This is a genomic window from Methylobacter sp. Wu1 (assembly GCF_036553575.1).
In the GTDB taxonomy this organism is placed as follows: Bacteria; Pseudomonadota; Gammaproteobacteria; order Methylococcales; family Methylomonadaceae; genus Methylobacter.
The window spans coordinates 24,837-31,076 of record NZ_JAZHOC010000032.1 but is presented as its reverse complement, the minus strand read 5'-3'; the positions used below and the strand labels follow the sequence as shown (position 1 = coordinate 31,076).

The window sequence follows — 6,240 nt, the reverse complement described above, 5'->3', positions numbered from 1 at the left end:
CCGGCTTTAGCCGGTCAGCTTTAGCTGCGATAATCTGGCCAAGGAGGTGGCAATGGACTATAGATACGGCAGCCATACGGTTTACCAAATTGAATACCACTTTGTTTGGGTAACAAAATGCCCAGGAATGTGAACTCTATAGAGGAGCAAGTAAAAAGCCGCTCTATATCACCAGCGTTGGAATACCATTAACTGAGGCGAAGGATCATATTAAATCCATGCACGGTGAATACAGAATTCCTGCTTTGCTAAAGAAAGCCGATCGGATTTCCAAAACTATGCTATAGCCAAAAGGGGTATTGGTTGGCGACGATAGAAAAATTTGGCAGGAACTTATAAGAAAGCCGGACAGCGTACTGTCCGGCTTGGGTGAATAAAATCAGCGTTGATTTTGCAGCGCTGCAATACGCTCTTCCAACGGAGGATGGCTCATGAACAATTTTTGCACGCCGCCGCCGTTAATGCCGAAAGCGGCCAGTTGGCCAGGCAGATCTTCCTGTTCTCCGCGTTGTAAAGCCCGTAACGCGCTGATCATTTTTTGACGGCCGGCCAGATTGGCGCCGCCCGCATCGGCCCTGAATTCTCTGTAGCGCGAGAACCACATGACCAGCATGGTGGCCAGGAAGCCCAGCGCGATTTGCGCGACCATCTGCACGATGTAATAAGCCGGACCGTAGCCTTCGCCTTCCTCGTTACGGAAGATCGTGCGGTCGACCACATGACCGATCACGGTAGCGAAAAAGTAAACGAACGTGTTGACCACACCCTGCATCAATGCCATCGTGACCATATCGCCGTTAGCGACATGGCTGATTTCGTGGCCGACAACCGCTTCGACTTCGTCGGCGTTCATGTTTTGCAGGAGGCCGGTGCTGACGGCGACCAGCGCGCTGTTTCTGTTCGCGCCCGTAGCGAATGCATTCGGTTCGTGAGCCTGAAAGATGCCGACTTCAGGCATGCCGATGCCCGCTTGCTTGGCCTGTTTGGCAACGGTGTTGACCAGCCATTGTTCAGTCTGGTTTTGCGGATATTCAATCACATGAACGCCCATGGCGCTTTTGGCGGTCCACTTGGACATGAGCAGAGAAATTATTGAACCTGTCATGCCGAAAACTGCCGAAATGATCAGCAAGGAGTTAAGATCCAGATTTACGCCGCGCGCATGCAGAGCGCCGCCCAGGCCCAAAAGGTTAAAGATAATGCTGATGACCAGCATTACCGCGATATTGGTAGCCAGAAAAAGAAGAATACGCTTCATGATAAAAAGTCCTTGAAGATTGAGAGGTTGCCAATGATATAGGGACGGAATAAATTAATTCAATAGAGTTGGGGAATGAAAATATAAATATTAATTTAATAATGGAGGGCATCATCATGTTTTTTAAGAGAATAATGTTGTTCGGCCTGCTTCTGTTTAATGCCGGCCTGGTATTTCCACAATCGGGACGTTATCAGGATGTCATCAAACAACTGCAAGTGCCGCCCGGTTTTCGTATCTCTATTTTTGCCGATGATGTCCCCAATGCCCGCTCTCTGGCGCTAGGCGACAATGGAACCGTTTTTGCCGGTACGATGCAGCAAGGTTACGTTTATGCTGTGCAGGATAGCAATCGCGACGGCGTCGCCGATAAACGTTACGTCATCGACAGGGAATTGAACATGCCCAACGGCGTAGCCTATAAAAATGGCGCGCTTTATGTGGCCGAAGTCAATCGCATTATCCGCTTCGACAATATCAGCCAGCACCTGGACAATCCGCCCAGACCGGTCACCATCTACGATAAACTGCCCTCGGATCAGCATCACGGCTGGAAGTACCTGCGCTTTGGGCCGGACAACAAGCTTTACACGGCGGTCGGCGCACCCTGCAATATCTGTAACCCTCGAGAAGAAATGTATGCCTCTTTGGGACGGCTGAATCCTGATGGCAGCGGAGCTGAAATTATCGCTCGCGGCATCAGGAATACTGTCGGCTTCGATTGGGAGCCGGTCAAGAAAACGCTGTACTTTACAGATAATGGCCGCGACTACATGGGCGATGACATACCGCCCGATGAGCTCAACAAATGGTCTGTCAAAGGCGAGCATTTCGGCTTTCCCTATTGTCATGGCGATGATATACCGGACCCCGAGTTTGCCGGCGATAGAAAATGTCAGGAATTCACCAAACCAGTCTGGAAAATCAAAGCGCATATGGCTGCGATAGGCATGCGTTTTTATCAGGGCAAACAGTTTCCGGCCGAGTATAAAAATCAATTGTTTGTAGCCGAGCACGGTTCCTGGAACCGCAGCGCGCCAGTAGGCTATCGCGTTGCCCTGATAAAATTCAGCCAGGGCAAGCCCGTTACAGAACAGCCCTTTGTCAGCGGCTGGTTGACTAAACAGGGCAAAGTGTTGGGGCGTCCGGTGGATGTGCTGGAAATGCCGGACGGCAGTATACTGATCAGCGACGATAAACTGGGCGTTATTTACAGAGTGGAATACAAAAAATAATGAAAAAGCAATTTGAGATTATCGACAGGAAAGTCGGCTACCAGGGCTTTTTCCGGCTGGAAAAGTACCGTTTGAGGCATACCCTGTTCGCCGGCGACTGGAGCGAGGCGATTGACCGTGAGCTGTTTATGCGCGGTAATTGCGTAGCCGTTTTGTTATATGATCCCGATGCCGATAAAGTCGTGCTGATCGAGCAATTCAGAGTAGGGGGGATTTTGCAGCCCGAGAAAGCCTGGATGCTGGAGATTGTCGCCGGTGCCATAGAGGAAGGCGAAACGGCTGAGGAAGTCGCTTATCGCGAGTCAATGGAAGAAGCGGGCTGTGAAATTCAGGAATTAATGTTGATTAATGGATTTTATACCACTCCCGGCGGCTCTTCCGAATGGATTAGCCTGTTCTGCGGCAAGGTCGACAGCACCCATGTCGGCGGCATTCATGGCCTGGACCATGAGCACGAGGACATCATGGTGCGCGCCGTGCATTTTGATGAGGTCTATCAGATGCTGGAAGACCGTCTGATTGAATCCGCCATTCCCATCCTCGCCATCCAGTGGCTGGCCTTGAACAGGCCAAAGCTTCGGCAGAAATGGGTTAAATAATTTTTGCTGTGCGACTTATTAAAAATATATAAATCATTAAATTATTAATAAATAACATCAAGTTAAGTATCAACAAGTTTTTGCAATTATTCAGTCAGCGATTTTTTATGTACTTATACTCAATAGTATAAAAAACAGGACACACCGGTCTGGCATGCCATATGCCCCAGATCAATCTCGTGCAACAGAGTGTGGAGAGTGGTATGAGCAGGAACAAGGTATTGATTGTCGGACTTTTAACCTTTCCTAGTGTATGGGGGCATGCGGCCGAAGCTGATCGGATGTCGGCAAGTGTGCGTAAACTGGCCGTCTCTTACGAACAAGGCCGCGGCGTTCAACAGGATTGCAGGAAAGCCTTCAAGTATTACCGCAGGGCCGCTGATATGGGCGATGCCTATTCCCGCCGCATGGTAAAAGACTATCAGGATGCTGAAGCCTTTTATAACTCAGTCTGTAACCCAGAGCCGAAATTCACACCTTCAGCTTTTATTGACAGTCCCGGCCGAAAATTTGTCGAGTCCTGGGTTAATAAAATTGCGCCTGTCTATGGCATCGATCCCAATCTGGTGCTGGCCGTCATCCAGACTGAATCGGCGTTCAATCAAAAGGCTCTGTCCAGTAAAAATGCGCAGGGACTGATGCAATTGATCCCGGCTACTGCTGAACGCTTTGGCGTCAGGGATGTATGGAATCCGGTTCAGAATATTACCGGCGGCACGGCTTATTTGAGCTGGCTGATCCATCATTTCTCCGGCAATGTCGAACTGGTGCTGGCTGCCTATAACGCGGGCGAAGAGGCGGTCGAGCGCTATCAGGGCGTGCCGCCTTATGAAGAAACCCGGAATTACGTCAGGCGCATACAGGCCTTATATAAGAAAACGACGCATCCGATTCCGGCAAAGCCTATTGGAAATATTGCTCCGATACATCAGGCCGTCTTAAGGAGCATGCCTGGGGGTGAAGGTGATCTATTTTATCTTGGCCAGCGTCAGCGATAATTCCCGGCTGAATTCACCGAGCAGAGCGCTCAACGCATTGACGGTGCCTGTATATGATGTATCGGAAAGCGGCTGTTCAATTCTGGAATGGCCGTGAGTCAGTATTTGGTGATTTTTCTCATTCATGATGGCCCAGCCGGCTTCCAGATTGGCGGAACGGCCGGGATGCGTGTCGAACCGGACGACATCCACGATAATGCGGTAATCCACTGAGCCGAATGCGCCCCAAGGATAGGACCGGACAACATCGTCAGGCATCAGCAGCGCAAGGTCGCGCGTCAATACCTGAGTGATATTCTCTTTTAACGGCGAAGCCCATTGGTGAAATTCGGCGATTTCTATATTGTTGTCCGCCTTTCGGGTCACTATCTTTTGACGTTCGATCAGCGCCGGAATAGAGACGGGGCCTACGCCGATCAGGCGTTGTTTTTCCATGCCTGTCGCTGATGCAGGCGGCTTGCCGAAGGGGTCCAGTACATAAAAACGGGTCGGTGGCGTCGAGGCACAGGCCGACAGCAACAACAGACTGCCGATCAATAGCCAGTGTGAAATTTTCATGGGCATTTATTCCTCTTTCTTGCCGCGAATTAATGAATCCGGATGCTGTTCCAGAAAATCGGACAGCTGCCTGACCGAACTGGCCGCCTGCGAAAGCTCGCGAAGCAGTTGTTCCAGTTCGTACCGCGCCGTGGAGCCAGGTTCAAAGGTGTTTAGCACCTGCTGGGCCGAGGTAATGGTATGGTCAGCGTTGCCTAGCGTGCCTTTGGCCGACTTGAGCATGTCGGTTGCCGCTTTCGATGTGCCCTGCAGCGATATCAGCGTCGTGTCGATATCCTGGGTCAATTTGTCCAGCGGCAATTTGGCCACTTTATTCATGATGATATTGGCCGACTGCGTAAATTGATCCATGGAACTGGCCGTTGTCGGGAACTGGGGGTGAGGCGTCGTGTTGTCGCTCAGGACAATTTTGCTGTCCGGATAAAAATCCAGGTCGACAAGGAGTTGGCCGGTCAGCAGGCTGCCCGTTTGCAATTGCGCGCGCAAGCCTTTTCTGATCAGTCTTGCCATCATGTCCTCGTCGCTGACCCCCGGCTGACTGTTCACTTCCTTGATACGTTCGGGTTCCAGTTCCACGATGACCGGCACGCGTATTTCCATGGTTTTTTTGTCGACTTCCAGATTGATGCCGGTGACCTTGCCGATCGGGATGCCGCGCAACTGCACCGGCGCGCCTTCCGTCAGACCGCGCAGCGAGCCCTTGAAATACATGACATATTTCAGCGTATTTTTGTAGACAGTCTGGGTTGACTGCTCATAGGTATCATACAGCTGAAACAGCGTGTTTTCAGGCTGGATGTCAGTGGTCTTATCCTGAGCCGATGCCCGGAAAGCGATGCCGCCGCTCAACAGGGAGATCAAAGGTCCGGTTCTGACTTTAAAGCCGTCGGCGCCGGCCGATAAGTCGACGCCGCTGTCTATCCAGAAACGCGTGTTTTTTCTGACAAACTGGTCGTAAGGGGAATTGATGAATACGGTTAAGCGTATGGCATTGGCCTCGGCGGACAGCTCATGGCTGAGCACTTCGCCGACGATAATGCCGTGAAAATTGATCGGCGTGCCGGGGCGCATCGAGCCCAGATTGCTGGTTTCCAGTATGAACTGTTTGCCGTCGACATGGGTTTTCAGCAAGGGCGGCGTGACGAGTCCGGTAAAATGCTCCTGTTTGCGGCCATTGCCGGGGTTCATGCCGATATAAGGCCCGGACAGCAACGTGCCCAATCCCGAGATGCCGCCTAGGCCGACCTGAGGTCTTACTACCCAGAAACTGGTGTTTTCCTTCAGATAGCCGGCGGCTGTGCTGTTCATCTGCGCCGTCACGCGAATGGTTTTGTTGTCGTCATTGATCGAAATAGCTGTTACTTTGCCGACCTCGACATCAAGATAGCGTATTTTGGTTTTATCGACTTCCAGTCCTTCCGCCGTAGGGAAAGTGATCGTGATAACCGGCCCTTTTTCCATATGCGATTTATAGATCAGCCAGCCGCTGACCAGCAACGCGATAAGCGGCAGGAACCATACCAGCGGTAGTTCGGATTTTTTGTTGAGCGCTACGTCTGTGGCGTCGTAAGAATCGTTAAAGCTGTTCATAC

The 6,240-nt window shown here is 51.2% G+C and carries 6 protein-coding genes and 1 pseudogene; 4 read left to right on the top strand and 3 right to left on the bottom strand.

The window, feature by feature from the left end:
- Positions 1–52: 52 nt before the first annotated feature.
- Positions 53–118 (top strand): annotated as a pseudogene (locus V2P20_RS03365) (IS200/IS605 family transposase); the annotation flags it as partial.
- A gap of 261 nt (positions 119–379) precedes the next feature.
- Here the strand turns inward: V2P20_RS03365 and htpX are convergent.
- Positions 380–1,258, bottom strand: a complete 879-nt coding sequence (gene htpX / locus V2P20_RS03360; protein ID WP_194970759.1) for a protease HtpX — start codon at positions 1,256–1,258, stop codon at positions 380–382.
- Positions 1,259–1,392: 134 nt separating this feature from the next.
- Between htpX and V2P20_RS03355 the strand changes: the two genes are divergently transcribed.
- From V2P20_RS03355 to V2P20_RS03345, 3 genes are all read left to right on the top strand, one after another.
- Positions 1,393–2,493 carry a PQQ-dependent sugar dehydrogenase gene (locus V2P20_RS03355; protein ID WP_331816113.1) on the top strand — a complete coding sequence of 367 codons (1,101 nt, stop codon included), beginning with the start codon at positions 1,393–1,395 and terminating at the stop codon, positions 2,491–2,493.
- Complete coding sequence (locus V2P20_RS03350) at positions 2,493–3,092, top strand: NUDIX domain-containing protein (RefSeq protein WP_331816112.1); 600 nt, start codon at positions 2,493–2,495, stop codon at positions 3,090–3,092. The genes V2P20_RS03355 and V2P20_RS03350 overlap by 1 nt, the downstream gene beginning before the upstream one ends.
- Before the next feature lie 203 nt (positions 3,093–3,295).
- Positions 3,296–4,090, top strand: a complete 795-nt coding sequence (locus tag V2P20_RS03345; protein WP_331816111.1) for a transglycosylase SLT domain-containing protein — start codon at positions 3,296–3,298, stop codon at positions 4,088–4,090.
- On the opposite strand, the gene V2P20_RS03340 is transcribed toward V2P20_RS03345, so the two are convergent.
- Together V2P20_RS03340 and V2P20_RS03335 are read right to left on the bottom strand one after the other, a co-directional pair.
- Complete coding sequence (locus V2P20_RS03340) at positions 4,061–4,648, bottom strand: PqiC family protein (protein WP_331816109.1); 588 nt, start codon at positions 4,646–4,648, stop codon at positions 4,061–4,063. The two genes, V2P20_RS03345 and V2P20_RS03340, sit on opposite strands and share 30 nt — an antisense overlap.
- Before the next feature lie 6 nt (positions 4,649–4,654).
- Positions 4,655–6,238 carry an MlaD family protein gene (locus V2P20_RS03335; protein WP_331816107.1) on the bottom strand — a complete coding sequence of 528 codons (1,584 nt, stop codon included), beginning with the start codon at positions 6,236–6,238 and terminating at the stop codon, positions 4,655–4,657.
- Positions 6,239–6,240: the final 2 nt, after the last annotated feature.